Origin of the sequence: Streptomyces enissocaesilis (assembly GCF_039533765.1) — a bacterium.
Lineage (GTDB): Bacteria > Actinomycetota > Actinomycetes > Streptomycetales > Streptomycetaceae > Streptomyces > Streptomyces enissocaesilis.
The window spans coordinates 1-26,917 of the sequence record NZ_BAAAUD010000115.1 but is presented as its reverse complement, the minus strand read 5'-3'; the positions used below and the strand labels follow the sequence as shown (position 1 = coordinate 26,917).

21 protein-coding genes and 7 pseudogenes are annotated in these 26,917 nt (G+C 68.7%); 17 read left to right on the top strand and 11 right to left on the bottom strand.

Annotation, left to right across the window (positions count from 1 at the left end):
* The first annotated feature begins 71 nt into the window (after positions 1–71).
* Positions 72–1,724, top strand: coding sequence for a tannase/feruloyl esterase family alpha/beta hydrolase (locus ABD374_RS34085; RefSeq protein ID WP_344500945.1), 1,653 nt, complete (start codon positions 72–74; stop codon positions 1,722–1,724).
* Between the two features lie 202 nt (positions 1,725–1,926).
* Positions 1,927–3,309 carry an MFS transporter gene (locus ABD374_RS34080; protein ID WP_344500943.1) on the top strand — a complete coding sequence of 461 codons (1,383 nt, stop codon included), beginning with the start codon at positions 1,927–1,929 and terminating at the stop codon, positions 3,307–3,309.
* Between the two features lie 263 nt (positions 3,310–3,572).
* Here ABD374_RS34080 and ABD374_RS34075 read toward each other — a convergent pair.
* Positions 3,573–3,848, bottom strand: a pseudogene (locus tag ABD374_RS34075) (transposase); the annotation flags it as partial.
* Positions 3,849–4,121: 273 nt separating this feature from the next.
* On the opposite strand from ABD374_RS34075, the gene ABD374_RS34070 reads away from it, so the two are divergent.
* The 3 genes from ABD374_RS34070 to ABD374_RS34060 are packed head-to-tail and all read left to right on the top strand — an operon-like array spanning position 4,122 to position 6,848.
* Positions 4,122–5,261, top strand: coding sequence for a cytochrome P450 (locus tag ABD374_RS34070; protein ID WP_425577429.1), 1,140 nt, complete (start codon positions 4,122–4,124; stop codon positions 5,259–5,261).
* Positions 5,262–5,266: 5 nt separating this feature from the next.
* Positions 5,267–6,406 (top strand): type III polyketide synthase, encoded by a 1,140-nt coding sequence (locus tag ABD374_RS34065; protein ID WP_344500939.1) that lies wholly within the window; start codon positions 5,267–5,269, stop codon positions 6,404–6,406.
* Between the two features lie 7 nt (positions 6,407–6,413).
* Complete coding sequence (locus ABD374_RS34060; protein ID WP_344500937.1) at positions 6,414–6,848, top strand: hypothetical protein; 435 nt, start codon at positions 6,414–6,416, stop codon at positions 6,846–6,848.
* Positions 6,849–6,852: 4 nt separating this feature from the next.
* Here the strand turns inward: ABD374_RS34060 and ABD374_RS34055 are convergent.
* Both ABD374_RS34055 and ABD374_RS34050 read right to left on the bottom strand, forming a co-directional pair.
* Positions 6,853–7,073: pseudogene (locus tag ABD374_RS34055) on the bottom strand (IS5/IS1182 family transposase); the annotation flags it as partial.
* 267 nt (positions 7,074–7,340) lie between these two features.
* On the bottom strand, positions 7,341–7,703 hold the full coding sequence (locus tag ABD374_RS34050; protein ID WP_344500935.1) for a DUF952 domain-containing protein: 363 nt from the start codon (positions 7,701–7,703) through the stop codon (positions 7,341–7,343).
* Positions 7,704–7,826: 123 nt separating this feature from the next.
* Here ABD374_RS34050 and ABD374_RS34045 point away from each other — a divergent pair.
* Positions 7,827–8,704 (top strand): annotated as a pseudogene (locus tag ABD374_RS34045) (IS5 family transposase).
* Between the two features lie 571 nt (positions 8,705–9,275).
* Here the strand turns inward: ABD374_RS34045 and ABD374_RS34040 are convergent.
* From ABD374_RS34040 to ABD374_RS34030, 3 genes are all read right to left on the bottom strand, one after another.
* On the bottom strand, positions 9,276–9,812 hold the full coding sequence (locus tag ABD374_RS34040; protein ID WP_344500933.1) for a cysteine hydrolase family protein: 537 nt from the start codon (positions 9,810–9,812) through the stop codon (positions 9,276–9,278).
* A 1,519-nt stretch (positions 9,813–11,331) separates the two neighbouring features.
* Positions 11,332–12,528, bottom strand: coding sequence for a macrolide family glycosyltransferase (locus ABD374_RS34035; protein ID WP_344500931.1), 1,197 nt, complete (start codon positions 12,526–12,528; stop codon positions 11,332–11,334).
* Between the two features lie 58 nt (positions 12,529–12,586).
* Positions 12,587–13,240 (bottom strand): CatB-related O-acetyltransferase, encoded by a 654-nt coding sequence (locus ABD374_RS34030; protein ID WP_344500929.1) that lies wholly within the window; start codon positions 13,238–13,240, stop codon positions 12,587–12,589.
* 99 nt (positions 13,241–13,339) lie between these two features.
* Here ABD374_RS34030 and ABD374_RS34025 point away from each other — a divergent pair, with 99 nt between their 5' ends.
* Both ABD374_RS34025 and ABD374_RS34020 read left to right on the top strand, forming a co-directional pair.
* The gene (locus tag ABD374_RS34025; protein WP_344500927.1) at positions 13,340–13,966 is read left to right on the top strand and encodes a TetR/AcrR family transcriptional regulator; all 627 of its coding nucleotides are present in this window, start codon (positions 13,340–13,342) and stop codon (positions 13,964–13,966) included.
* A 348-nt stretch (positions 13,967–14,314) separates the two neighbouring features.
* Positions 14,315–14,491, top strand: a pseudogene (locus ABD374_RS34020) (helix-turn-helix domain-containing protein); the annotation flags it as partial.
* Positions 14,492–14,556: 65 nt separating this feature from the next.
* Here the strand turns inward: ABD374_RS34020 and ABD374_RS34870 are convergent.
* The 4 genes and pseudogenes from ABD374_RS34870 to ABD374_RS34005 form a co-directional block, all read right to left on the bottom strand.
* Positions 14,557–14,708 (bottom strand): annotated as a pseudogene (locus ABD374_RS34870) (YciI family protein); the annotation flags it as partial.
* 226 nt (positions 14,709–14,934) lie between these two features.
* Entirely contained in the window at positions 14,935–16,614 is a 1,680-nt protein-coding gene (locus ABD374_RS34015) for a membrane-associated oxidoreductase (protein WP_344500925.1), read from the bottom strand.
* A gap of 441 nt (positions 16,615–17,055) precedes the next feature.
* Entirely contained in the window at positions 17,056–17,226 is a 171-nt protein-coding gene (locus ABD374_RS34010; protein WP_344500923.1) for a hypothetical protein, read from the bottom strand.
* Between the two features lie 28 nt (positions 17,227–17,254).
* A complete protein-coding gene (locus tag ABD374_RS34005; protein WP_344500921.1) occupies positions 17,255–17,611 on the bottom strand; it encodes a PRC-barrel domain-containing protein in 357 nt (118 codons plus the stop codon).
* A 513-nt stretch (positions 17,612–18,124) separates the two neighbouring features.
* On the opposite strand from ABD374_RS34005, the gene ABD374_RS34000 reads away from it, so the two are divergent.
* From ABD374_RS34000 to ABD374_RS33975, 6 genes are all read left to right on the top strand, one after another.
* The gene (locus ABD374_RS34000; protein WP_344500919.1) at positions 18,125–18,382 is read left to right on the top strand and encodes a hypothetical protein; all 258 of its coding nucleotides are present in this window, start codon (positions 18,125–18,127) and stop codon (positions 18,380–18,382) included.
* Positions 18,383–18,390: 8 nt separating this feature from the next.
* Positions 18,391–18,759: a PIN domain-containing protein gene (locus ABD374_RS33995; protein ID WP_344500979.1), complete on the top strand. Its 369-nt coding sequence runs from the start codon at positions 18,391–18,393 to the stop codon at positions 18,757–18,759.
* A gap of 349 nt (positions 18,760–19,108) precedes the next feature.
* The gene (locus tag ABD374_RS33990; protein WP_344500917.1) at positions 19,109–19,345 is read left to right on the top strand and encodes a chaplin family protein; all 237 of its coding nucleotides are present in this window, start codon (positions 19,109–19,111) and stop codon (positions 19,343–19,345) included.
* A gap of 66 nt (positions 19,346–19,411) precedes the next feature.
* A complete protein-coding gene (locus ABD374_RS33985) occupies positions 19,412–19,654 on the top strand; it encodes a hypothetical protein (protein ID WP_344500915.1) in 243 nt (80 codons plus the stop codon).
* Between the two features lie 747 nt (positions 19,655–20,401).
* The gene (locus ABD374_RS33980) at positions 20,402–21,025 is read left to right on the top strand and encodes a cellulose binding domain-containing protein (protein WP_344500913.1); all 624 of its coding nucleotides are present in this window, start codon (positions 20,402–20,404) and stop codon (positions 21,023–21,025) included.
* 70 nt (positions 21,026–21,095) lie between these two features.
* Positions 21,096–22,220, top strand: coding sequence for a lytic polysaccharide monooxygenase (locus ABD374_RS33975; RefSeq protein WP_344500911.1), 1,125 nt, complete (start codon positions 21,096–21,098; stop codon positions 22,218–22,220).
* Between the two features lie 522 nt (positions 22,221–22,742).
* On the opposite strand, the pseudogene ABD374_RS33970 reads toward ABD374_RS33975, so the two are convergent.
* Positions 22,743–22,958 (bottom strand): annotated as a pseudogene (locus ABD374_RS33970) (recombinase family protein); the annotation flags it as partial.
* Between the two features lie 834 nt (positions 22,959–23,792).
* On the opposite strand from ABD374_RS33970, the gene ABD374_RS33965 reads away from it, so the two are divergent.
* The 3 genes and pseudogenes from ABD374_RS33965 to ABD374_RS33955 form a co-directional block, all read left to right on the top strand.
* A complete protein-coding gene (locus ABD374_RS33965; protein ID WP_425577427.1) occupies positions 23,793–25,757 on the top strand; it encodes a HelD family protein in 1,965 nt (654 codons plus the stop codon).
* Positions 25,758–26,016: 259 nt separating this feature from the next.
* Positions 26,017–26,454: a VOC family protein gene (locus tag ABD374_RS33960; protein ID WP_344500907.1), complete on the top strand. Its 438-nt coding sequence runs from the start codon at positions 26,017–26,019 to the stop codon at positions 26,452–26,454.
* 143 nt (positions 26,455–26,597) lie between these two features.
* Positions 26,598–26,817: pseudogene (locus ABD374_RS33955) on the top strand (IS1380 family transposase); the annotation flags it as partial.
* Between the last annotated feature and the right edge of the window lie 100 nt (positions 26,818–26,917).

Here is a 26,917-nt window from a genome sequence, read left to right as displayed (position 1 = left end):
CCATACCGCCCCTGGCGGCACGCCCCGTAACCTTTGCGCCTCGCGACACGAGGCTGAGCGACGGAGACGCCATGAAGAAGACCATCCCCGCGACAGGGCTCGTCTGCGTTCTGGCCAGCGGCACGCTCCTGTCCCCGGCACTCGCCGTCCAACCACCGGCCGACTGCGGCAGCCTGCGCGGCCTGCGGCTACCCGCCTCAGTGATCGGGCTGCCCACCACGGGCGGCGAGGTGAGCGAGGCGAACACCGTCGCGCCAACCGGCAGCGGAACTTCGGCGACCGGCGCGTACTGCCGTGTCGAGGCCGTCATCCACCCCGTGGACCCGCGGGCTCCCGACATCACCCTGCGCGTCGCCCTGCCCCAGCAGTGGAACAAGAAGTCGATGATGTTCGGCGGCGGAGGCTACAACGGCACCATCCCCGATGTCACGGGCAACGTACCCTTCGGCCCGACCAGCCGACCGCGCCCGCTCAGCCGCGGTTACGCCACCTACGCCAGCGACTCCGGCCACCAGGCGGCCCCGGAGTTCGAACCAGCCACCTCTCTGGACGGCTCCTTCGGCGTCAACGACGAAGCCGTGCGCAACTTCGCGGGCGACGCACTGAAAAAGACCCACGACGCCGCTCGCCACATCATCCGCACGCACTACCGCAGCGCTCCCGCCCACAGATACATCGCAGGCGGCTCCAGCGGCGGACGTGAAGCACTCGCCGTCGCCCAGCGATGGCCCACCGACTTCGACGGCGTCATCGCCGCCTACCCCGCCTGGAACGCCGCCAGCCTCAACCTCTTCTTCGGCTACGAAGCCCAGATCCTCTCCCGCCCGGGGGCCTTCCTCAATCCTGCGGAACAGGACCTTCTGTACCGTGGCGTCATCAGGTCCTGTGACGGCGACGACGGCCTGCGCGACGGCGTCATCTCCAACGAGTCAGGCTGCCGCTTCCAGCCCCGCACCCTGCGCTGCTCGGGCGGCAAGGACACCGCGGACACCTGTCTGTCGGATCACCAGATCCACGCCGCCCTGGCGCTCTCCTCTCCACTGCGATGGAAATACCGTCTGGCCAGCGGCGAGACCGGCTATCCCGGCTTCCCCTTCCTCTCCGGCGCCGACATGACCACCCCCTTGCTGGGCATGGGCGCCCGCGCCCCCGGTCACCCGATGCCGAAGGACAGCGGCTACGGCGTCCAGTTCTGGGACCAGTGGGTGCGGTACCTCGTCACCCGCGACCCGGCACACGACCCGCTGGCCGTCGATCCCCGCCGCCCCGGCGCCTGGCAGCACCGCATCAGCCTTCTCTCCGCCCTGCAGGACGTCAACGACCCCGACCTGCGCCGCTTCGCCGAGGCAGGCGGAAAACTCCTCCTTCTGCACGGCACCGCCGACGAACTCGTCAGCCACCGCTCCACCGTCGAATACTTCCAGCGCGTCCAAAAACGCGTGGGCCCGCATGCCACCGGCGCCTTCGCCCGGCTCTATCTCATCCCGGGCGCCAACCACGTCAACGTCGACGCGTCCTTCGCGGCAAGCTACGACTCGCTCAGTGCCCTGGAAAACTGGACGGAAGACGGCAGGACCCCCTCACGGCCTGTCGTCACCGACACCAACCCCGCCGGAAACGCCCGCACCCGGCCGCTGTGCGCCTTCCCCTCCTGGCCGAAATACCGCGGCCACGGCGATCCCGCCTCCGCACGCAGCTTCACCTGTCACAGCACGCCGTCATGAACCTGATCCGGCCCACGCGCCCCCAGGGAACCGTTCAGCCACACAGGGCGGCAGAGGCCACGCGCGACCCGGTATGGCCGCGGCGAGGACATCCCCGCAGGATCAGTGTCCGCCCCGCACATAACGGATGGCGGGCCAGCGATCCCACTCTGGTGCAAGACCGCAGACAGCTTCAGCCACCGTCCCGAAAGTGGTGCTTCACATGCCGTCCCCACCCTCAGCACAGCCCCAGACCCCCGGTGACCTGAAGAAGATCGTGGCCGCCAGCCTCATCGGAACCACCATCGAGTGGTACGACTTCTTCCTCTACGGCGCCGCCGCCGCACTCGTGTTCAACAAACTCTTCTTCCCCGACTCCGATCCCTTGGTCGGCACGCTCCTGTCCTTCCTGACCTACGCCGTCGGCTTCGCCGCCCGCCCCGTCGGTGCCCTCGTCTTCGGCCATTTCGGCGACCGGTTGGGCCGTAAGAAACTCCTGGTGTACAGCCTGCTGATGATGGGTGGCGCAACCTTCCTGATCGGTCTGCTCCCCACCCACGCCACCGTCGGCTCGGCCGCTCCCCTTCTGCTCACCGCGCTGCGCCTGGTCCAGGGATTTGCCCTGGGCGGCGAATGGGGAGGCGCGGTGCTGCTGGTGGCGGAGCACGGAGACGCCGGACGGCGCGGCTTCTGGGCGTCGTGGCCGCAAACCGGGGCGCCGGCCGGGCAGTTGCTGGCCACAGGCGTCCTCGCCACGCTGACGGCGACACTGTCGGACGCGGCGTTCAACTCCTGGGGGTGGCGGGTGCCGTTCCTGCTTTCCGGCGCGCTGGTACTCGTCGGACTGTGGATCCGGCTCTCCGTCGATGAATCGCCCGTGTTCAAGGCCGCCCTCGCAGCAGCCGAACGCCGCAAGACCCTGCACGCCGCCACGGAGAAGCCGCCTGTGGTCGCCGTCCTGCGCGACCACTGGCGCGACGTCCTCATCGCCATGGGCACCCGCATGGCGGAGAACATCTCCTACTACGTCGTCACCGCATTCATCCTCGTGTACGCAACCGAGCACGCCGACACAAGCAAACAGACCGCACTCAACGCCGTCCTCATAGCCTCCGCCGTCCACTTCGTGACCATCCCCCTCTGGGGCGCCCTCTCGGACAAGCTCGGACGCCGACCCGTCTACCTCATCGGCGCCCTCGGCATGGGAATATGGATCTACCCGTTCTTCGCCCTGGTCGACCGGCAGTCCTTCACGGCAATGATCACAGCCGTCACCGTGGCTCTTCTCTTCCACGGCGCCATGTACGGCCCGCAGGCGGCATTCTTCTCCGAAATGTTCGCCACCCGCATGCGCTACTCCGGAGCATCGATCGGCGCTCAGTTCTCATCCGTGGCCGCGGGCGCCCCGGCCCCGCTCATCGCCACCGCCCTGCTCGCCCAGTACAACAGCGCCGCGCCCGTCGCCCTCTACGTCCTGGCCGCCGTCCTGCTCACCGTCATCGCCCTCGGCTGCGCCAACGAGACCCGTCACCGAGATCTCTCGGACACAGAAGCCTACGAAACCGAGTCGGCATCGGCCGGAGGCCAACCGGTCCGTACGGCGTGAAACCCCTGCGGGCAGCATGCCGTCGTACAGATGGAAGGCGTCGTAGGCCGTGCCCTTCAGGAGCCGCTCGCCCCGGCGGCCCCGCCCGCCCTGGCGTCTGGGCGGCCAGGCTGCTCGGCAGGCAGCCGGCCCCTCTGCCGTCACACTGAGCGTTGTCGGTATCAAGTGGGTATGCCGCCATTGTCTCGTCGTACAGACCGCCCCGGCGCATCGCGCCGGGGCGTTGTCGGCGCGGAACGGCCAGCGGCCTTTTGCGGTCAGGCGAAGAAGGAGGGCCAGCCCGGGATCGTCCGGGCTGAGCTCCTGCCTCGCCCGTAGGTGTGGCAGAACATCCGGACCGGGCTGGTATTCGCTTCCGGCCGCAGCCAGTTGCCCACATCGACCGCCAGGACCAGCCGCCCCGACGCCGTACGGGGAAGCGGCAGCCCCGCCAGCGCTCTGCGCAGCCGTGCCACATCCAGATCCCCGCAGTTCAGGCCGCCGTACAAGGCACCATGTCCACGCTGGTGCTCAGGCTCCAGTGCTGCTGCGCATGGGGTGATCCTCGTCGCGGTGCGTCGGACGAGACTCCAGGTGTCCACGATCAAGGGGAAGCTTCGCCCCTTGCCTGCCCCCTGACGGTGACAGGCAAGGGGCGTCCTGACTCCTGAGCTGTGGCTGGTGCCTGCACCGGCCAGAGCCGCTGGGCGAACGACGAGGCGGTGAAGCGTTGGGTGGACAGCGCCGTAACGGGGCCAGTTCTCGGTCGTTTGATCGACGTGACTCAAGACTATGTGTTCCGCCACGATGTGGCGTTGGAGCCGGATCCGTTCATGACCCGTATGCGGCGGGAGGAACCCATCGCCCGGGTGGCAATGCCCTACGGCAGTGGTCCGTGCTGGCTGGTGACCCGCTATTCCGACGTTCAGCTGGTGACCTCCGACCGGCGATTCAGCCGGGCCGCTCTGGTGGGCAAGGATTTCCCGCGGATCACCCCGGCACCGATCGCGCAGAGCGAAGCAATCAACCTGATGGACCCGCCTGTGCTCAACCGCATCCGCCGGCTGGCGGCGCACGCCTTCGGGCCTCGCCAGCTCGAACGGCTGAGCCCCTGGGTGCAGGCGATGGTGGACGAATCCCTGGCGGCCATGGCCGCAGCCGGACCACCGGCGGATGCCATCTCACACCTGTCGGACCGGCTGCCGCTGGCCACCATCTGTGAACTCCTCGGCGTCCCTGAACCGGACCGGCCGCAGCTGCGTGCCTGGGCCATGGCGATGATGGCCATGACCCCCGAGGGCCGGAGCGCCGCCGCCGAGGCCAAGCAGCAACTGCGCGCGTACTTCGATGGTCTGACCACCCGGCGTCGCGCCGCACCGGGCGAGGACCTCCTCAGCGCCCTTGCGACCGCCCGGATCGGCACCGAGAAACTCACCGACGCCGAATTGGCTGTCCTGGCCATGCTGCTGATGGTCACCGGCCACGACACGACCACCTACGACATCAGCAACATCGTCTTCACGCTCCTCACCCACCCGGCTCAGCTCGCCCAGCTACGGGCACGCCCGCAGTTGTTGGATCAGGCGATCGAGGAGCTGCTGCGCTACATCCCCTTCCGGCAGGGCGTGGGCATCCCCCGCGTCGCCCTGGAGGACGTCACCATCGACGGGGCGACGATCTGCGCCGGCGACACCGTGCACGTCTCGTACCTCACCGCCAACCGCGACGAGCTGGCCTACGACCGTCCCGACGAACTCGACTTCGAGCGGCCTTCCCCACCGGCTCACCTGGCCTTCGGCTACGGAATGCACCACTGCCTGGGCTCGCACCTCGCCCGCCTGATGCTCCGCACCTCGATCGGCAGCCTGCTGACACGGTTCCCCACTCTCCACTTGGCCGTACCGGCCGAGGAGGTGTGCTGGAACACGCAGTCCATCTGGCGTTACCCCCTCACTCTGCCGGTCGCGTGGTAAGCGCCGTGCCGACCCTGTGCCGCCCCCATGTCGCCGTCCCCGAACACGTCGTCACCGCTGAGGAGACCCTCGATCTCGCCCGCACCCTGCACGCCGGACACCCGCAGCTCGAGCTGGCCCTGCGTCTGATTGCCAACACCGGAGTGCGCACCCGCCACACCCTCCAGTCACTGGAGGCCACCCTGAAGCACCCCGGGTTCGAAGAACGCAACCTCCTGTACGAAAAGGAGGCCAAGGTGCGTCTGCCGCAGGTCATCGAGACCGCGCTGGGGCACGCGGAACTCACGGCCCCCGACATTGACATGATCATTTATGTGTCGTGCACCGGGTTCATGATGCCGTCGATGACAGCCTGGCTGATCAACAGCATGGGGTTTCGGCCCGAAACCCGCCAGCTGCCCATCTCGCAGCTGGGCTGCGCGGCCGGCGGCGCGGCGGTCAACCGTGCACACGACTTCTGCACCGCCTACCCACAGCGCAACGTGCTCATCGTCGCGTGCGAGTTCTGCTCGCTCCTCTACCAGCCGACCGACCTCGGGGTGGGCAGCCTGCTGTCCAACGGTCTGTTCGGCGACGCCATGGCCGCCGTCGTCGTACGAGGCCAAGGCGGACATGGAATGCGCCTCGAGCACAATGCCTCGCACCTGGTCCCCGACACCGAGGAATGGATCTCCTACGCGGTCCGCGACACCGGATTCCACTTCCAGCTCGACAAACGAGTGCCCGCCACCATGGGAGTACTGGCGCCCGCCATGCGCAGCATGGCCGCCCCCCACGGATGGGACATTGCCAACCTCGACTTCTATCTCGTCCACGCCGGAGGCCCTCGCATTCTCGACGACCTCGGCCGCCACCTGGACCTGCCGGCGCAGACATTCAGGCACAGCCGCAGTACCCTCACCGAACGCGGCAACATCGCCAGTGCTGTCATCTTCGACGCCCTCGACCGGCTCTTCGCCGAAGGCGGCACACCGCACGGGGGGCAAGGGCTCATCGCCGGGTTCGGGCCCGGCATCACAGCCGAAATGGCCCTCGGCCGATGGGCGGCACCGCACCAGCTGGGCAGTGCTGCAGCAGAGGCTCTGGCATCCGGGCCCGCCCCTAGGACCTGTCCGCCGCTCACGGTTGTGGGCGGTCGGGCATGATGCCTGGGTGAGCATCATCGTCGAGTTCTTCGTGGCTCCGGATGACGCGTCAGCGGCTTTGGTTCTCCAGACCGGACCGCGACGCGCATTCGAGTCGCTCTCCTTCGGCAACTTCGACCCCGAAGAGGTTGTGGTCGAGTGGGAATGCCTCCTTGCCGGTGGCGGCTTTGAGGAACTCGTCGAAGCCGGTGAGCCTCGTATCGTCGCCGGCCAGGACGATGACGGGTATGTCGTGTTCGCGATCTCGCCTCGCCTGTCCGCAGCACTCGCCGAGGCCGAGCGGCCCGAGTTGAAGGATGCCGCTGCCTCGTGGGCCGCGCAGCGCGCGGAGGACGGCGAGGGCATCGACACGGAGATCGCCGAGGTGATCCTGAGCGAACTGGCCGCTCTCGTCGGCAGCGCCCGACGCCAGGGCCGGGGCGTTTTCTGCTGGGTTGCTTAGGGGCTCATGTTGAGAGCCGGATGGCGGGGGAAGCCGCTGTGGTGGTGCCGAGGAAGACGTAGCCGCGCTTGTCGTAGCGCGTGGCGACCGCTCGGGACTGTTTCAGACGGTTGATCGCCTCTCGACGGTGCTCCGCTTTCTGCGGCGGACCTCGTCGAAACCGGGTGGCCGTCCGCCAGGTGAGCCTTTCCGCAGACGCGCGGCCCGGCTGTCGCTCTTCTCCGGAATCGTCCACATCAACGACCCAGGCAAGCGGCGGTCGCATGATCGGCCGGACAGGCTGGTTCCGGCGCAGGACTGCCCCAAGGCGCGGACACGGCGTGTTGAACGTGCGGCTGTGTGACCGCACGCGGGCGAACCCCTCTCTCCCGACAGCTTCATGAGGCCCGCGGAATCCATCCACGGCACCGGCTTTTGCGTAGTTCCCCGTGACCGGGCGAGACCGCTCTGACGGGGCACTGGCCAACGCCGGTTCTGTCACTCGCTCGGGTATCAGCCCAGGGGGACCAGCTCCTGGGCACTGCCCTCGTCGTCCCGAACGATCTCCATCAGTCCGACCACCGCGTTGCGGTTGACGGGACCCACGACCCGCGGAAACAGAGTTCCCGGCACCCGGGCCAGAGGCGAGCCCGCAGCAGGAGCCACCCACTTCACCTCGGCATCGAGCCTCGTCTCATCGATGAGGAGGGCGACGAGAGGATCTGCCGCCGCGCGGTGGAAGCGGGTCGCGGCCGCCAAGGCGGCTCCCTTGTCGGGAGAGCAGTGCACGGACCCGTCCCTCACCAAAGAAGCAGGCGCGTAAGGCAGGTCAGGATCAGCAAGCCAGTCACCGAGAGCAACCACGTGATAGATCATGAGGCAGTTATAGCGGGTTCACGTCCCTGCAGATCCACCCCAAGAGCCGCGTCGGCCCACTTCGCATCGACGTACTGGGCCGTGTATCGAAAGTGGATCTTGAACTGTGAATGATCTCGGTTCATGGGTCGGGGAGATCTCACGGACGAGCAGTGGGCGGTTCTGGAGCCGCTGTTGCCGAAGGGGGGGCCAAGGCGGGACCGCCGCCCGTCTGGCCTCGGCGGCATCTGACCGACGGTATACGGTTCCGGGTCCGTACCGGTGTTCCGTGGCGGGACGTACCCGCCGAGCACGGACCGTGGGGCCGGATCCACGACTTGTTCCGTCGCTGGCAGCGGGACGGCACTTGGCAGCGGATCCTTACCCGGCTCCAGGCTCTGGCCGACGCGAAGGGTGCGATCACGTGGGACCTGAGCGTCGACTCCACGGTCTGCCGCGCCCACCAGCATGCGGCCGGGGCCCGCAAGCAGGGTGACCTGCGGAAGGAACCGCCGGGCGGCGTCTTCGCCGAGCCCGGTGATCATGGGCCGGGACGCTCGCGCGGCGGATCCACCACCAAGCTGCACTTGGCCGTCGAGCAGGGCCAAAAGCCCATGTCGATCCTGGTCACGGCGGGGCAGCGCGGGGACTCACCGCAGTTCGAACGGGTACTGGAGAAGGTTCGCGTACCCCGCATCGGGCCAGGCCGGCCATGCGTCCGCCCCATCACGTGCGGGCCGACAAGGCGTACGCCTCCCGCAAGAACCGGGCCTACCTGCGCCGCCGCGGGATCCGCTGCACCATCCCGGACAAGGCCGACCAGGTCCACAACCGCAAGCGCCGTGGCTCCCGCAGGGGTCGGCCACCGAAGTTCGACCTGGAAGACCACAAGGCCAGACACGCGGTCGAGTGCGGCATCAACCGTCTCCAAAGGCACCGGGCCGTAGCCACAGGATACGACAAACCGGCCGTCCGCTACGAAGCGACAGTTCTGGATTGCAGCCATCAACGAGTGGCTGTGAGGGGGTGGTGACGGGCGCATGGCTCCGCAGGTGACCACGGGGCCCAGGAATGAGCCTCATGCCAGCCGGATCGCCTGCATGCCCAGCCCTGGAGCACCTCAGACGCAGGTTCCACTGTGAAGACCCCCTGCCCGCGAGGTACGCATGTCTGGAAGTGCCTGGCCGGCCCTCCCTCACGGTATTCCACCTGATAGCTCAGGTCGTCATGGAGAAAGACCTGCAGGTAATGCTGGTCGGCGGGTTCCGAATCGAGCCGCCGCACGATGACAAATCGACATGCGAGGTTCATGTCGGCAAGCACGTCGTGCAGCTGGTCCTCGGACGGGCCGTCCCAGGTGGCCCCGTCCGCCTCAACTGCTTGAAGCACTGGTGTTGCCGTGCAGTTGTCTCCAGTCACCCGCCAGGCTCTCAACCCTGGCGGGTTCCACTTCTGAAACACGCCCAGGAGTTTTGGTCAAAGTGTCACGCCCCGTCACGCGTCGCCGCACACGGTCCCGGCGGGCAGCCTCCAAAGCCCCAACCGACCGACACCTCAGCAGGGCCCGTTCGGGGCTGTGGGGGAGCGGCGGCTTCAGTCGAGGGCTTGTGCGGTCGGCACGATGCGGGCGGCCATGTTCTCTTCCATCATGCGCAGGGCGGCGTCGGCCAGGTCCTGGTGGATGTGGGCGACGGCGTCACGGGCGATGGTGACCGTGAGATGGCGGATATGGGCGTCCAGGGCGGAGTAGAGCACGCACTGCTCAGTGACCTGCCCGCACAGGACGAGGTGCGACACGTCCAGGGTTCCGAGCAGGTAGGTGAGCGGCGTCTCGTAGAAGATCGAGTGGCGTGCTTTGACGATGAAGTACGAGCTCTCATCCGGCCGCACCGGCTCGACCAGGTCTGCATGCGGGCCGGCAAGCGCCGTGTCCAAGATCTCCCCGTGATGGGAGCGCCACTTACCGAAATTCTCGTTGACGTAGATCACTGGGAGGTCACGTTCGCGCGCCTGCTCCAGCAGTTTCATTACCGGGGGTAGCGCCCGCTTCACGGAAGGGACGAGCAGTTCGGCGTCTTCGTGGTCGTAAGCGTTGATCATGTCGATGACGACAAGTGCGGTCTTCACCATGGTCACAAGAGTCTCAGATGTCCCACCCGGAGCCCTGCTGATCTGTGAGGAAACACCGCTTGTCTCGATCCAGAACGGACCTCGGACGTCCAGCACTGCAACGCCGTGTACGACCATCTCCAGGCGCAGGCCCCGACCCCGGAGCACCCGCCGCTACATCACACACATCGCAAGCCGCCACCGCGCCGCACACAGGCCGCTCTCCAGTCGACCAGCCACGCCGATGGCCCAGCCGCGCGGTGGGGTCGGGACGACCGGGGGCGCAGACGCTTCGGCACGTGGCCGTTGACCATCGCCGGCCCGGCCGGAAGCAGGGTGACGGAGAAGAGAGCCATGCCGGTCCAGTGCCAGGTCATCAGGGCGGAGGTCTCCTGGGGGTGAGGGGGGCAGGTCGGCTGCGGCGGGTGGCGGCGATCATGACGAGTCCGGTGATGAGCGCGGCGAGGCCGATGGCGAGGATGGGGAAGGAAGCCGGGGCCGGGCAGAACGTACATCACTGCCCCGGCCAGGGCCGGCGCTGCCCCGGCGGCAGCCAGGAACGCTCCGACACGTCGTTCGGACATGCTGCTCCAGATGCCGGCTGATGGTGGTCATGGGCGGGGTGTACCGCGGTGGGCCAAGTGGTCGGTGAGCGCTCCCGGCCGGCAGGGCTCCGGCGGCCGTGGCAGGGACGAAGCGGAACCATGCGAGAGGGGTGGCGGCGAGCCCGGTGCCCAGGGCCACGGTCAGCCGGTGTCTTCGGCCCCTCACATCAGGAAGTACAGGGCGATGGCGAGCGTGCTCAGGACGATGAGGGTGAGCGCGACGTGGGAGTTGTGCTACCACCACGGCAGATCTCGCTCTTCCATCAACCTCTTCCCCTTGGTCCGGCACGTGAAGGCCAGGCTACGAGCAGACTGAGTAACCGGACCTGGTTGCGTCCGTGGTGAGGTGAGCCCGCGGTGAGGCGCGAAGAGGAAGAGAGGGGGTGAGGTGTGATGACGACGAGGGGAATGAGCCCGCCGGGCACGCACTGGCAGTACGCAGTGGCCGGCATCGGACCTGCGGATTCTGTGGCACGCACATCCCCGGCCTCCAGTACGAGCCACTCAGGACGCGGGTGGTCGTACTGCTCGCGGCCTGCATGAGCGACCGCGCCCGGGACGCCCGCCTCGAAGGCCCTGCCGTCGCGGACGTCGCCCCGGCTGAGGCGCTCACCATCGTGGAGCGCTACCCGGTCTCGTCGCTGGAGGGCCGCGGTACCCCCGGTGACGGACACCGGCCGCCACACCGCACCCAGCTCCTCCACCTGTTCGGCACCCCTGGGTTCGACGCGGTCCGCAGCAGGGTGCGCCACGGCATCCACCTGGCCAGAGCCCGGCGCACGGTGGAGGCACGGCCGGGCGGTTGCGCCGCTGTGCGTACATCTTCTGAATCCGCTCCGCCACCCCACCCTTGGCGATGATCTTCCCGCGCTTGTCCTGCACGTACAGGCCCTCGGATGAGGACGGCGCCAGCCGGGGAAGGAAAGCGGCAGTGTTCAGAGCGTGGGACCCTCGGCAGCGCCCAGCATGTTCTCGATGAGGTCAGCAGCGCGCGGGGTGGCGCCCTCGGCCCGGGCGGCGGCCTGCAACTGCTTCGACCGGTCGGCGCGTTCCGGATCCGTGACCAGGTCGTTCAGCGCCGCGCGAAGGGTCTCGGCGGTGGCGTCAGCGGTGTCCACACGGCGGGCGACGCCGAGTTCCACGAGCCGGTCGGCGTTCATGAACTGCTCGGCTCCCTGCGGCACGGCGATCATGGGAACGCCGGCGAGGAGCCCTTCGCCGCAGCCGCCCATGCCGGCGTGGGTGACGAAGGCGTCGGCCTGTTCCAGGATCGCCCGCTGCGGGACCCAGGAGTGCACTTCGACGTTGGGCGGGAGGGTGCCGAGTTCTTCGGGGTCGGTGTACTTGCCGATCTGGAGTACGACGTGCCAGCCGGGCAGGTCGCCGAAGGCCGCGATGCACTGGCGGTAGAACGCGGGCCGGCGTGTGTACGCCGAGCCGAGCGAGATCAGCAGTACACGGTCCGCGGCCGCCGGGCGGGTCCAGCAGTCCGTGTCCGCTCGGGTGTCGAAGCAGGGGCCGAGGAAGGTCACCGTGTCGGTGTCGACTCGATCGGCGTGCGGCTGCATGGCTCGCGGGATCAGGGCGAGGGCCCGGGCGGGCGGGCCGGAGAACGTGTCCACGTCCGTGGTGGTGGCACCGCAGTCGGCGAGCCACCGCGCGAACCTGTCCCGGTACGCGTCGGCGCCCGGCAGCTTCCGCAGATGCGCCGCGACGTCCTCCTGGTAGCCGTCCCAGCCGACGAACGTCGGGGACAGCTGCACGAGGGGACGGCCCTGGGCTTCGGCGAGGGCGCGCGCGGCATAGGCGCCGATGTCGTAGAGGTACAGGTCGGCCGGATCGTCGTCGTAGGCGGCGCGCAGTTGCGGGAGCGCCTGGACGGCGTCGTCGAGGAAGAGGCTCGCCGCGGTGATGGGATCGGCAGGCCAGTCGTTGTCCGCGACGGGCAACGTGGAGGTGCAGGGCACCAGCTCCGCACCGGCGGACTCGATCCGGTCGGCCACGAACGGGTCGTTGGCGTAGGTCACCCGGTGCCCGCGGGCCACCAGCTCACGGATGAGCGCGAGGCTGGGCAGGACATGGCTGACGATGGGGACGCCGACCATCGCGATACGGGCGCGGCGACGGGACATGGGCGATCACTCGTTTCTGGCGCGGGACGGGTGCGGGCGGCGTGGCGAGGACGCGGTGTCAGGGCTGGCCGATCTGCGCGGCGGCCTCCTCCAGGTCGGCGACGGTCCCCGACATGATCGTCCGTACATGCCCGGTGATGTGCTGCACGGGCCAGTCCCACCACGCCACGGCGAGGAGCCGGGCGATGTCCGCGGCGTCGTAGCGGGTGCGGATGAGCCGGGCGGGATTGCCGCCGACGATGCCGTAGTCGGGGACGTCGCCGGTGACCACGGCGCCGGCGGCGATGATCGCGCCGTGGCCGATGCGTACACCGGGCATGACCGTGGCGCCGTGGCCGAACCACACGTCGTTGCCGATGGCCGTGTCGCCCCGGCCGGGCAGGTCGGTGATCAGGTCGAAGTGCTCGGCCCAGGAGCCCCCCATGGTGGGGAACGGGAAGGTGGACGGGCCGTCCATGCGGTGGTTGGCGCCGTTCATGATGAATCGGGTGCCCGTCCCCAGCGCGCAGTACTTGCCGATGACAAGCCGCTCGGGACCGTAGTGGTACAGGACGTTGCGCGTCTCGAACGCGGTCGGGTCGTCCGGATCGTCGTAGTAGGAGAAGTCGCCGACCTCGATCAGCGGCGACCTCACCAGCGGCTTGAGCAGAACCACGCGCGGGTGCTCGGGCATCGGGTGGAGCACGGTGGGGTCAGCGGGAACGGACGGCATCGTGAGGGCGGTTCCTCTCTGGTGGGACTAGAGCGACAACCGTCGCGTTAAAATGCTGGCACAGCCCTGTCGCCTTGATCAACCGGATACTGATTGCCGATGACAGACCCACTGGACACGACGTCGAGCCGCCGTCCGGGCGGTCGCACCGCCCGCATCCGCGCCCAGGTCCTCGATGCGGTGCGCGCCGAACTCGCTGAAGGCGGTCACGAAGGACTCACGATGGAGGGTGTCGCGACACGGGCCGGAGTGCACCGCGCCACGGTCTACCGGCGTTGGCGCGATGTCGGCGGCCTGCTCGTCGACGTCATCGACGCCGCCGGCGAGATCGACTGGCAGCCGCCGGACACCGGCTCGCTGCGCGGCGATCTGACGGCCCTCAACCAGGAGATCCAGGAATCCCTGGTCGTACAGCCGTCGTTCGCCGTCGCCCTGATGGCCGCCTCGTTCCACTCCGAACAGGCCGCACGGGCCCAGACGCAACTGTGGGCAAACCGGTACACCCAGTGCGAGATCCTCGTCGGGCGCGCCATCGAGCGCGGTGAACTCCCCGCACAGCACACGGACGCGCGGAGCCTGTTGATCGCTGCCACGGCGCCGCTCTACCACCAGTTGGTGCTCCTGCGTGCCGATCCGGATCCGCAACTCCCGGAACGGATCGCGGAGGCGGCGGTTCTGGCGGCTGCCGCGGGTGCCTTCTCCGTCCGTCGGGAAGAGAGCGTGTGATCGAGGAGCCAGGGAGCGAACACAAGCACGATCAAGAGCGCGACAAGACCTGGACCACGGGCCAGTAGTCCTGGCTCGGACAAATGAGGAACAGGAGTCAGCGCGGTGACTTCCACCTGACGGTCAACGAGGAACCGGAGACATCGAAGGCTGTCGGTCTACGGCCAGGCTTTGCACGCCAGTTGTACGAAAAGCATCCCCCGGCTGGCGAGTGCTGAGGCCATGCCATCAGCATCGTTGCTCGAACGGCACCGGGGCTCAACGCCCGCTCCGGGGGACTGCTACTGACCTTGAAGGCGGGTTGTCGTGGGGGCTGACGGTTGGTGGTCGTTGCGGTATGCCGGAGGCATGAGGTGTCCGCAGGGTGGGGGCCTGACCGCGGAGAGGCAAGCGTTCCGTGAGCGGGTCCGGTCGGAAGCGGTCGGTATGTCCGCTGAGGGGCGGGGCAGTGCGGAGATCGCGAAGGAGTTACGGGTCGGCGTCCGGTCGGTCCGGCGGTGGCGGCGGGCCTGGCGGGAGGCCGGTGGAACGCGAGGATGCTCAGCGGTTCGAAGGGCTTCGGCGGTGACACAGGCATGGACGTTCTCGGGTCATGACGGCCGCCCGCCGAACTGCCGGTTGTGCACCTCGATGTCGGCATACCGGCCCGGGGACAGAATGACGCGTGCCGTCTCCGGGTCCGGTGACCGGACCAACGCGCCGTGCCCAGCCAGGTGGCGCCGTCGTCGGACAGCAGCAGCCCGCTGCAGCAGGTCCCGTGCGACTGCCGTCGCTACCGGACCGATCCTCCTGGTCTTCGGCCCGCCTGCGGATCGCTCGGAGGCAATGAGGGTGCCTCAGGAATCCCGAAGTGCCGTCACCCCGTCGTCCCCCACTCGAAAACGGAAGAACCTCCTGGCCACGGTGGAAATGACTCAACGGGCCCTGAGGGAACTCAAGGATGTCCCACAAACTGCGGCTGTTCCTCGTCATTGGCGGCTGACCGTGCGGGTGACGCCCGCCGCGATCGTCGTCGCGAGGACCCAGCCCGTGATGATCAGGGCGTAGGCCAGCGACTGGAGTCCCGTGCTGGTCGGCGTATACGCATGTTCCTGGCCGAAGGCGATGATCGGCAGCAGAAGGTCGAGTGTGTAGAAGAGCGCGCTGAAGGGCGGGGCCTCGTCCGGCTTCAGGGCGCGGGGGCGCTCGGCCGTGTAGGCGAGTGTGCCGATCAGCAGGAGTGAGAACAGCCAGGAGGCCGCGCGGACGGGGCGGAAACCGTAGCCGACCGTGGCGTCCTGGACGTAGCCCCACAGACGTGCGTAGGGCGGCAGAGTTGCGCGGTGCCGGCGCTGTTTGGCGAGTTGGACCGTGCGGGCCGCGCCGTCGTCGCCGATGCGGCGGTAGGCGGCGGTGAGTTGTTCGTACGAGAACGGGACGTGGCCGTCTCTGTCCCGCCGCAGCAGCGCCAGCCGGCGTTCGGCCGGCTCGTGCGGGGCGAGTGTGGTGTAGGTCAGGCCGTCGAGCCGGACCTCGTCGGGCCAGGTCTCCGGAGTGATGTGGAGCAGATCCAGTTGGGAGCGGCGCAGTGACACCATGCCCTGGATGGGCGGGGCCTCGCGGAACCAGAGTTCACCGGCGACCAGGCTGCTGGCTCGCAGAGCGACACCGCCCGGGTGGGAGAGCGTTGCGTAGGCAAAATTGAGCTGGCCCGGTATGCGCGCACCGCGCAGATTGATCCGGCCGTTGGAGACGAGCCGCATCGCGTGCAGATCCGCGCCGACACTGAGCGTCGAGGCGTGCAGGGTGGTGTCAGTGGGGTTGTCGAGCCGCGAGTCGCTGAGGACGAGCGTGCCGGCGATCGTCGCCCCCTTGAGGCAGAGTTCGCCGTTCGCCCTCAGGTACCGGGCATTGAGGTCGGAGCCAACCGCCAGGCCGGTGCCGGCCAGAGCCACGCCCGCGGGGCAGTTGAGCTGCGCCTCGGCGAGGTCGAAGGTGCCCGCGATGCTCGCGCCGTACAGGCGGAGCGTACCGTGCACGGTCAGGCCGCGTGCCGAGAGGTGGTCCTCGATCACGGCGCCATTGAGTTGCAGGACGTCCTCGCGACGCCGGTCCGGGACAAGCGGCGGGGCGGAGGCGTCCTCGGGCAGCGGCGCGGAGGTCGCGTCGGCCCCCTGAGCCGGTTCGCCGATGCGGGCACCGTCCAGGAACAGCGCCCCCGTGATCCGCGCCCCGGCCAGGCGTACGGGGCCGCGCACCCGGCACAGCGTCAAGCGCAGTGAGTCGTCGAGTCTGAGCGCCGTGGCGTGCAGCGACGGCAGGACGGAGACGCCGAGACTGAGTCGGCGTAACTGGGCGCCGTACAAATCGACTTCTTCCTCGAAGTAGCAGGCCCACAGGTGGACGGGACAGTCGACGGACGCGTACTGGAGGTCGAGCCGGCCCGTGATCCGGGCGCCCGCCACCTTGAGGACGGCGGTCTCACCCGCCGTGCGGGGCCCGTTGAGCAGCAGGGTGCGCAACACCTCGGCGCGCAGGGTGCGTTCGGGTCCCCAGGTATTCCCGGCTGTGGCTTCCTCATCGGGAGGCGTACGGAAGTTGACCTCGGTCCCGCGCGAAAACGCCTGCCAGACCCGCAACTCGGCCGGCGTCAGTTCATCGATCTCCATCGCGCGACTGTGGCCATGTGGGCCGGCCTTTGTCAACGGGCCTACGGGGTCACCACGATCAACCGATCTATCCCTTCCATCGGCTTTGTCCCGTCCATGAGCGCGATTCCGCGAAAGCCATGCCGGTTGAGGACACTGAGGCCCGGTGTTCTCCATCAACGTGTCATCCCAGCAGGTCAGCGACTTGCCGTCTGGCAGATGCATGCAGATGCATTTCGACAGGACAGCGGCGTCCGCCTCGCGGCCGTTCCGAGAATGTGGATACGACCGTGAGACCGACCGGCTGGACACGCTGTGAGACACCGCAAGAAGTCGCAGGTCACAGCGACTGTCACGAACCTCCCGGCCGGCCCGGGTGGTCTTCGTGGCACGACTGGTCAACGCCCGGCGCCCGGGACGAATCAGCCCGGCGTGTCGCCGGACGAGGCGGCAGCTGACCAGTCAGCGCAGCGGGCGGCGTCGGCCGGAGCGCCGCATGTGCAGACCCAGGTAGACCAGGGCCGCGACGAACACCGCGATGCCGATGATCAGCAGAGAGAACAACCCTTCGATGAGGACACCGATGAAGCCCAGCACGAGCGCCGCGATGACGAGGACAAGGAAAAGCGTCATGAGTATGGGCCCCTCTTTGACGGGCCGGTCAGCGGCGGGCGAGCTGGCGCTCACCGTTCGCACCGGGCTTGTACGGCAGGCCGTAGTGTGCGAAGACCGCGGCCTCGTCCTCGGCGGGCAGGACATCGTCCGTGCCGATCGACGGGCACTTCTTCACCAGCGACCGGTCGTAGCCGACCTTGACGTAGTCCGGGCCCACCAGCGCGTCGGCAAGCGGAACGAAAACCAGATGGCGCCGGGTGGGCAGCCCGACCTGGACGGTCGCCATGGCCGGCTCGTCGGTACTGGTGTCCACGTAGACCGCTTCCAGCACACCGATCTTCTGACCACCCGCGTCGACGACATCACGGGTGCGCCACTCACGGATATCCGCGATCTGGATCATTGCAGGTTCCCTCTCGCGCGATGTTCTTCAATGCGGTGCACTGCACAGCCTGCCCCGCAAAGGCCGCCCACACCAGCTCGGACACCCCCAATTCCCTGCACCACCTCACTCCAGTGCTGCTCAGGCGCAGAACGCATCCGTACGGGGCGTCTTGACACCCCGGCCGGTGGCGAGGGCGCAGATGCAGCCACCCGGAGAGAGGACGGTGCTCTCCGCAGGGTGGCGGCAGCACACCGTCGGTACGCGGCTCAGCCGACTTCCGGCCGGTAGGGCGATCCCCGCCACAGCCGCCACGACCGGTGGATCGGCGGCCCCGGTTCGGACCGATGGGCGACCAGCCGTCGGCTTACCGCCCTCACACACCTGCCGCGCGGCATCTGCTGCAGCACCGGCATCGTCCTGGCCGGGGTCCTCGGCATGTGGATCCAAAACCGTCCGCGACCGACGGTTCGAGCCCGGTCGACGGGTACGGGTACGTACCCGTACCCTTTCGGGGTGGGAAGGAGTACCACCATGTCCGACGCCAACGTCCGTATCCCCGAGGAAGCCAAGGACCGGCTGGCCGCCGTAGCTGCCGCCGAGGGCCTCTCGCTGCGCGCATATCTCGCCCGCCTCGCTGAGACGCTGCTGACCCCGGCCGAACGGGCCGAGCGCGCCGAGAAGGCGAAAGCCGCCCTGAAGGAGTGGAACGGCTACGCGCCGACCACTGCCGAGGAGCAGGACCTGGACAGTGAACTGGACCGGCGCCTGGCCCAGGTGTCCGCCCGGTGAGCGACGCCATGCACATCGTCCTGGACGACACCGCGATGACCGCGGCCGGCCGGGGCAACGTTCTCGCCTCCCGGCTCATCCACCGCGCCCATGCCGAGGCGGGCTGGTTCCTGTACGCCCCGGCGTGCGCCTTGGTCGAGGCCGACCGGGCCCGGCCCGGCACGGCCGAGCATCTCGCCGCACTGCCTGGTATCACTGTCCTCGGTCTGGATCTCGCTGCGGCCCTGGCCGTTGCACGGCAGGAGACCTGGGCTACGGCGCACAGCCAGTACGCGGCGCAGCCCACCGCGGACCGTCCCGACGGTGCGGTCGTCGCGACCACCGCACCGGACCGGTGGGCAGGCGAGCCGGTCCGCGTGCTCGATCTCACCCCCTGACGGAGTCATGCGTCTCGGGGGCGGATGCTGCCGCTTGCCGCCGCCACGGGCGTGGCCTCACAGAGAGCTGGGGGGCCCGCTACGAGGCGGCCTGCGGCCCGCTGCGGCAACCGGACCGGCCGCAGTATCAGTGCGCCGCCCCGAGCTGGGAGGGCCGGGGCGGCGCCCGGGGGCGCGTGTCATGTTGAAGGAGGAGACATGCATGGGTATCTGAAGTCAGTCCGCGACCGGGCTGCGCAAGCGCCTGCTGGTCACGGCTGCTGCCGCCGGGGCGGCCGGTGCGGTGCTGGGCACGGCTTCGGCCGCGCAGGCGGCAGCAATGCGGGTTCGGTCGTCGCGGAGCCGGACGGTGTTCATCAGCGTGACGCTGGGTGCGCTGGCGCTGTCGGCGGCACCGGCGCACGCCGGCATCATCGGCGCGGGCAACTCTGCTTTCGGGAACTCCTGCACCACCCTGGGCGGTGGTGCCCAGGCTTCGGGCTCCACAGTTGCCGGCAGCGGCGTGCTGGGCGGCAACCTCGGGCAGCTGCCGCTGAACCTGACCCGTAACAAGTGCGGCAACAGCGGCATCATCTGCGGAGGTTGATGTGCGCCTGGCCGGAGAAGGGGATGGTGAGGAACTTGCGGGTGCTGCTCAAGGTATGACTGTCCGTTGTCCGAGGCTGTGGAGTGCTGTCACCAGCTCCTGCGGGGCAGGATCGCCCAGTGGGAGCGCGCACGGGGCCGTGCCGACAGTGCTGCGTTCTTTGCTGACGGCAGCCTGTCCCAATGGCACCAGGCTCTGGACGAGTGGACCGCCGGCTGGATCCTGTGGACGCAGTACTCCCCGCGTTACGCCCTCCTCCGGGCCCCGCTGCCCCGCAGCGCCGTCCGGATCGATCAGGTCCGCCCGTAGCCGACGGGGGAGCGGGAGTGTCGGGGCGACAGGTGCGCGTGTGGGCCGGAGGAACAGAGGGGGCGAGAGCGAATCGAAGCGGAGCCGACGGATGCCGCGGAAACGACGTTGTGGGCGGTGTACCACCGGGCGGCGAGGCTGGCCGGCCGGACACCGTGTGGGACGATCCTCGCGCGGTGCAGCTGGTCGACGGCTTGGACTTCCCTTTCCGTGAACGCCTGACGGCACCTACGGAGCTCCGCGGATCACCGCTGAGCTCCGCGCCGGTCGCCGTGGGCTGGGCGAGGACTGCGTCGGTGTTGAAGCTCAGGCCGGCCTCCTTGATGGCGTGGTCCACCTCCACCTGCCAGTCGGTCAGAGAGCGCCGACTGCCGTAGGCGGGGCTCGCGTCCGTGACGCCGTGCGGGCCGGACCCGCTCCGCACGGTCTTCGCGCCGGTGCCGGCCTTCGGGCGGGGCGGCAGCTCGTTGCCGTCGGCCAGAGCCTTCTGCCCCGGCAGGGGTGAGATTCCAGATCCGGTGCTTGCCCTTTGCCCGGGTGAGCCAGACCCCACCCGCTGACCTGCGCTTCCGAATTCCATCCGCCGGATTGGCGTTCACAGGGTTGTCAGAGACATGACGAACTCCTACAATCGCGATCGAAACCGATAAGTGGGAGCGCTCCCACCTCTCTATCGATGGGAGCGCTCCCGAAAACCGCCCAACCTCCCCTCCTGCCGGCTCCGGTTTCCTCGGAGAGAGGCCCCGCATGCGATCGTCACCGCACCGCCTCCGCACCGTCCGCGCCCTGTTCGGCGCGCTGCTGACCACGGGCCTCCCGAACGACGAGGGCAGGCATGCGGACCCGATGCGCAACCCGAACTGCACGGCGCCCAAAACGGCGCCCAAGGCGGGCAACGGTCCGATCGCCGGGATGCCGGACGCGTCGCTCTCCGGGCACTGGTTACACGACCAGCCCTCCATGCTCCTACGCAACGCCCAGTCGGCCGTGCCCACCGACGGCGGCGGCGACCCCGACAGGACCGACACCGGGCTGAGCGCCTCGACGGCGTACCGCTCCACCGTGCGCGCTCGTGACGGCGGCTCGCCCACCGTGAACGCCTGGTGCGACCACGCGGTCGTCGGTTGCGCCAACGTCGCACTGCGAGTGGCGCCGCTGAGCACCCCGGTCGCGGGCACGGACGCCTACCTCGAGATCGGGTTCAAGAGCGGCAGTCCGGCCGGCAGGAGGGACACCTGCGACCCCCGGCTGAGGACGAGCGAGCCCGGCTGTTCCGCCTTCGACGAGGCCGGCGACTACAGCCGCAGTACCGCCGCCTCCTGTGCCGACGCCCCACAACTCCCCGTTTACGCGGGCGGCGACCCGGCGTAGGACACCCCGCCTGACCGGCCCGGCGACTGCCGAGGAGAAAGACACAACTCCACCCACAACAGGAGACACCATGGCTCGAAGCAAGAGACGATCACTGTCCTTACTGGCGGTGCTGGCCACCCTGCTCAGCGGGCTCGGTCTGGCCCTGATCGGCCAGAACAGCGCGCAGGCGCACGGTGTGACGATGACGCCCGGATCGCGGACCTACCTCTGTTATCTGGACGCCAAGACCAGCAGCGGCGGGCTCGACCCGACGAACCCGGCGTGCAAGGCGGCGCTCGCGGAGAGCGGTTCGACCGCGCTGTACAACTGGTTCGCCGTGCTCGACTCCAACGCGGGCGGGCGCGGCCCGGGTTACGTCCCGGACGGCAAGCTGTGCAGCGCCGGCGACCGCTCCCCGTACAACTTCACCGGTTACAACGCAGCCCGCGCCGACTGGCCCCGGACGCACCTCACCTCCGGGGCGACGATCAAGATCAAGCACAGCAACTGGGCGGCGCACCCCGGCGACTTCCGGGTGTACATCTCCAAGCCCGGCTACTCACCCACGAAGTCGCTGGGCTGGGGTGACCTGGAGCTCATCCAGACCGTCACCAACCCGCCACAGTCCGGTTCGGTGGGCAGCGAGTCCGGTCACTACCACTGGGACCTGAAACTGCCCTCGGGCCGCTCCGGTGACGCGATGATGTTCATCCAGTGGGTGCGGTCGGACAGTCAGGAGAACTTCTTCTCCTGCTCCGACATCGCCTTCGACGGCGGCAACGGCGAGGTGACCGGCATCCGCGGCTCGGGGAGCACCCCCACGCCGACCCCGACCCCCACGCCGACCCCGACCCCCACTCCGCCCCCGACTCCCACTCCGCCCCCGACGCCGACCGACCCTCACAACGGGTGCATGGCCCTCTACAAGGTGACCAACTACTGGAACGGCGGCTTCCAGGGTTCCATCGAGGTGATGAACCACAACACCACCGCGCGTGACGGATGGGCCGTGCGCTGGCAGCCGGGCGCCGGCACCAAGATCAACCAGGTTTGGAACGGTACCCTCAGCACCGGCTCCGACGGCACGGCCACGGTCAAGAACGTCGACCACAACCGCACCATCCCACCGGACGGCACCGTGACGTTCGGCTTCACCGCCACCTCGACCGGGAACAACCTGCCGGTCGGCTCGATCACCTGCGTCAATCCGTAGCACCGGCAACGATGGCGCTGGCTTCCGCCTCCGCGAGGGCCGGCGCTGTCGTGTGCGCGGGATCCGGGCAGACCTTGTCCGGCATGTCGAGGGCGACCGCCGGTTCCGGGGCGGGGCGCCCGGGGCGGGGGCCGTGTACTCGGGCAGGAGGTCGGCGACGGCGGTACGGATGGCGCCGCGGCTGACGTCATGGCCGCGGGCGAGGCGGCGATGGAGCGACCGTCCGGGTACGCGGTGCGCACGTCGTCGGCCTTCGTGGCTGGGACGGTGGGGCGGCGCCCGCCCTTGTTGCCCCTCGCCTCGGCGGCCCGCAGCCCGTCGTAGGTCAGTTCGCGCTGGACTTCGCCGGTGGCGGCGAGGGTCTGCACCGTGAATTTCACGGTGGACAGCGGATCGCCGGTATGCGGGTGGCGGGCGGTGAGGTCCATCGCGGAGAACGCGCCGTCGTGGATGCGGCAGGGCGAGGCGGTCGCGGTGCAGGACGTCGAACACGTCGAGGATGTGCCCGGTGCCGTGCACCAGGCGGAACATCTCGGAGATGTGCACAGCGTCGCCCGGCCGTGCGTACGCGAGCGGCTCGCCGAACTTCGGCCGCTCCAGCGGGTGAAGGCGGCTGGAGGTGCCGGCCTGCTCCTCGAAGAGAACCGGGGCCTCGATCCCGGCCTCGTCCAGCACCAGGTTCTGGCGGTCGGTCGACTGCTGGTCGGCCGACACCCGCTTGTAGACCAGGCTGGCCATGCAGCTCCCCGTTGTGGTGGTCGCATTCGACCCCAGCTGTCAGCAAACCCTGTCGTCAGCCGTCATCGGATCTGATGGGATCGGCGCCGCCGCCGGGCCCCGGAAAGCCCGGGTTCATCGGACGCCCGCCGCGCCTGTCGTCATTCGTACCTTCGACGACATCAAAGACGCGGAGGCCGAAGATCGGTGGATCCAGGTTGGGCGGGGCCGGGTCGGATGGTCCGGGCACGGACGGGCCTGCCGCCGGGCGCCGCGGCGGTGAACGGGGTGAGAGTTCACCGATCCGTTCTCTGGGTCGGCCGCGACCGACGGCGGCGTGGTGCTGCGGTCCTGAGACGGGGCCGTCGGCACGGGGCGGGCAGTGGTGGTCCGGTCGAGAGCTTGACCCGTTCTGTGCTCGTCTCCTCGGTCGGGGCGCCGGACGAAGCGACCGGATGCCCCTGGCAGTGTGAGCTCGATGGCGCCGGTCGCCTCGCCGGATCTTCCCCTTTTTTCCCGAGCGCGGCAAAACATCGCCGGCCTCCAAGGGCGGGCTCGCCATAAGGCAGGCGGGTATCGGGAGCGCAATTAGTTAATACGGAACGGCGGAATGCGTGACACACCATGCGGTCAGCCGTCATGGATTCAGTCTTAGGGCCATGGCTTGCCAAGTAAGTCAAGACTTATCTTCAGGGGGCTTTGGCCGTATGGTGTGGCTCGAATCGAAGGAGCCCCCTGTTGTCGAAGATGAATGACCCCGCTGTGCGTGCGGTTGAATCGGAGCGGGATTATGTGTCCTCCTTGTATGAGTTGCTCACCGAGCGGATTTCCGAGGCGCGGGTACACCGAGCGAGTGTGCTGAAGACCCCGGCGGAAAGCTCCGGTGAGGCATACGAGAGAGAAATCGCCGCCGAACGCCTGGCCAAGGAAATCGGCCGGCTGGAGGGCGCCGAAAAGGGGCTGGTCTTCGGGCGCATCGACTGGACGGATGGCACGGCCCTGCGGATCGGGCGGATCGGACTGCATACGGAGGAGGATGACCTGCCTCTGCTCGTGGACTGGCGCGCGAACGCGGCGCGGCCCTTCTACGAGGCGACACCGGTCCACCCGATGGACCTGCGACGGCGCCGGCACCTGCGCCTCGAGGAGCGCACGGTCATCTCGGTGAGCGACGAACTGCTGGACGGGACCGCCCCGACCGACGAGGACGTCGTGGGGGACGGCCCGTTGACCGAGGCTCTGTCGGCACGGCGTACGGGCAGGATGCACGCGGCCGTCGCGACGCTGCAGGCCGAGCAGGACGAGATCGTCCGCTCCGCCCACCGCGGGGTGACCGTGGTGCAGGGCGGGCCCGGCACCGGCAAGACGGTGGTCGCCCTGCACCGGGCGGCCTACGTCCTGTACGCGTTCCCGCGCGCCGCGGAGGAGGGTGTGCTGGTGGTGGGCCCGAACGCCCGGTTCCTCGACTACATCTCCCAGGTCCTTCCCTCGCTCGGAGAGAACGACGTCGTTCTGGCGACCTGCCGGGAACTGGCCGGAGTGTCCACGGACACGGTGGACCCGTTCGATACGGCGCGTCTCAAGGGCAGCTCCGACCTCGCCGACGCCTTGGCCGGCCTGCTGCGCATCCACCAAGCCGCCGCCGGTGACTTCACCGTGCGGGTCGGACGGGAACTGGTTCACCTGTCCGGCGAGGAAGTCGCCACGGCACGCGACGCCGCCGTGGCAGCCGCACCGGGGCACAACCCCGCGCGCCAGGTGTTCAGGGAGCTCTTGGTCGACGCCGTCACCGACGCGATGCAACGAGACATGGGTGACCTCCTGGAGCAGATCGACGCCGATGCCGAAAGGATGACGGGCATCAACCTCGACCGGTTCACGGGAGCCGCCCAGCGTCGTGCCGAAGGTGCGGCCGACGAGGGTCCGGTCCACGCGCTGGACCTGGACGCCGTCCGAGCCGATCTCCTCGACGACGCCGGCGTCGACCGAGCGGTCGAGGTGTTGTGGCCGCGGCTGGTACCCGGTGACCTCGTGAAGGCGCTCCTGACGAACGCCGGCGCTCTCGCCGAGCACCTGCCCCGCCTGACCGCGCAGGAGCGGTCCCTTCTGCTGCGCGGTCCGGACGCCCCGTGGACCGATGCCGATGTGCCGTTGCTGGACGAGGCGGCGAGCCTGGTCGACGGTCCCCCCGAGCAGACGTACGGGCACGTCGTCGTCGACGAGGCGCAGGAACTGACCGCCATGCAATGGCGGATGATCGTCCGCCGCTGCCCGGCAAGGGCGATGACACTGGTGGGTGACTTCGCCCAGGCAGGCCCGGTCGCGACAGCACGCGACTGGAAGGAAGCACTGAGCCCCCACGTCGGACCGCGGTTCAAACTGCACAACCTGACCGTCAGCTACCGCACCACGCAGGAGATCCTGGAGAGCGTCCGGGACCTGCTCACGCGGATCGCTCCGGACCAGAAGCCCACACGGTCACTGCGAAGCGGTGGGAGCCCTCGCACCGTGACCACACCTCCGGACGGGTGGGTCTCCGCCGTCGTTCAGGAACTCCGTGCCCAGAGCACCGCGCACCCGGGCGAGCTTCTGGGAGTGATCTGCGCGGACACCAGGGTGAGCGAGCTGACGGCCCAGGGCATCGCCCACCACGCACGCATCGTGCCGGCGTCCGAAGCACGCGGCCTGGAATTCGACGGGGTCGTCGTCCTGAACCCCGAGGAGGTCATCACGGCCCGCCCCGGTGGGGAAAGGGACTTGTACGTAGCCCTGACCCGGGCCACCAAGCGCCTCTGCACCATCACGGTCCAGCCCGCCTGACGACTCGGCGCCCGCGTCGTCGCCGCGGGCGCACCCGGCGCGGTACAGACACCCGCCCGCGCGCACGGGGCTGCTCGCCGCGCAGTCCCCCTCTGACCGACGTCCCTGCCGCCGGACAGGCACGCTCCAAACGCCGATGGACAGGCCGCGGTCGACAAACGCCGATGGACAGGCCGCGGTCGACCTTGACGGCGCCCTCGTACTCGGCCGCGCCTTTGCCGGAAGCACCCGATCGTCCCGGCTCGATAACATGCAAATCATGGCCATCAAACTTGAGAACATCGGCATCGCCGTTCGCGACCTCGAAGCAACGATCTCCTTTTTCACCGACCTCGGCCTCACGGTCGTCGGCCGTGACACGGTCAGTGGTGAGTGGACCGACACTGCCGTCGGCCTTGACGGCAATCACGCCAACATCGCGATGCTCCAGACGCCAGACGGTCACGGCCGCCTTGAGCTCTTCGAGTACATCCACCCCGAAGCGATCGAGTCGAAGCCCACTCGTCCCAACGAGATCGGCATGCATCGCGTCGCCTTCTCGGTCGACGACATCGACAAAGCCCTTGAGGCAGCCGCAAAGCACGGATGCCGCCCGCTTCGCGGGGTGGCGACCTATGAGGACGTCTACAAGCTCACGTACGTCCGCGGTCCCAGCGGCATCATCGTGATGCTCGCCGAGGAACTGAAGAAGAACTGACGGCCGATCGGGTCGATCAGCCTCGCGCTTACACGGGGCGGGCTGTCCGGCCGATGGCCGAGAAAACAGAAATTTCCTCTGGCCGGCGAGAACAAGGATTGCTGAGATCCTTATTCCCCGCCACCGTCGGAGGCGCTTTCCGGATGGAGAAGCGTATCGGGCCCTACCCGCGTATCCGCGTCGAGGGGGCGATCGCGGAGTGGTTCGCAAGCTGGTGCGGTACTGCTGGTCGAGACGGTCCGCAAGACCGGTGTGAATGCGGCGCTGTCCGCAACTCTGGCCCCGTGGCGGAAACCCCGGGCCATGCACGATCCCGGCATGGTCCTCCTGGACGTCGCCCTGGCGGTCGCGCTCGGCGGTGACTGATTCCCAATGATTCTTGTCAACCCTGTGAGCCGTAAGGTGCGGCCCATGGAATCGTTGATCGCTGCCGTCCGTGAACAGGACGAAGCTGCCCGTTTTC